1 protein-coding gene is annotated in these 887 nt (G+C 75.0%); it reads left to right on the plus strand.

Going from position 1 to position 887, the window contains the following annotated elements; translation table 11 throughout:
* The coding region (locus R6V09_RS54035; protein WP_317888678.1) for an AfsR/SARP family transcriptional regulator at positions 1 to 887 on the plus strand (887 nt) is incomplete at both ends.

An 887-nucleotide genomic window follows, 5' to 3' on the forward strand; every position in this document is an offset into this window, starting at 1 on the left:
CTGGCGGCGCCAGCACCAGGACGCCGCCGTCGGCTGGGCCCGCGCGGAGCTGGGCCACAGCGATCCCGCGTCCGTCATCGGCCCGTTGACCGGCCTGCTCGGCGAGTACCCGCTCGCGGAACCCGTCGCCGAGGCGCTGATGCGGGCCCTGCACGAGACCGGCCGCAGCGCGGAGGCCCTGGACTGCTACGCGGCCGTCCGCAAACGGCTCGCGGAGGAGCTGGGCACCGACACGGGACCCGCACTGCGCCAGTTGCACCAGACGATCCTGCGCGGCCACCGCTCCGGCCCCGCGAAGCGCCCCAAACCGTCCGAGGCGGCCCGGTCGGCCGAACTCCCCGCCCAACTCCCCATGGGCGTAAGGGGATTCACGGGCCGTGACGAGGAACTGACCCGGCTCGCGGCGATCCTCGCCTCGGCGGAGGGCGAGTTCGCCGCCGTGGTGATCTCGGCGGTATCGGGCATGGCGGGGGTGGGCAAGACCGCGCTCGCGGTGCACTGGGCCCGCCGGGTCGAGAGTGCGTTCCCCGACGGCCAGTTGTACGTGAACCTGCGCGGCTTCGACCCGCAGGGGGCGGTGATGCCCCCGACCGAGGCGGTCCGCGGGTTCCTGGACGCGCTGGGGGTACGGCCGGACCGGGTGCCGCCTGGACTGGAGGCCCAGGTCGGGCTGTACCGCAGTCTGCTGACGGGGCGGCGGATGCTGGTCGTCCTGGACAACGCCCGCGACGAGGAACAGGTGCGCCCGCTGCTGCCGGGGGCGGTCGGCTGCATGGCGCTGGTGACCAGCCGGAACCGGCTCACCGGGCTGGCCGCGACCGAGGGCGCCCATCTGCTCGCGGTGGACCCGCTGACTCCGGACGCGGCACGGGACGTCCTGGCGGAGC

It is taken from the genome of Streptomyces sp. W16, from assembly GCF_033194735.1.
In the GTDB taxonomy this organism is placed as follows: Bacteria; Actinomycetota; Actinomycetes; order Streptomycetales; family Streptomycetaceae; genus Streptomyces.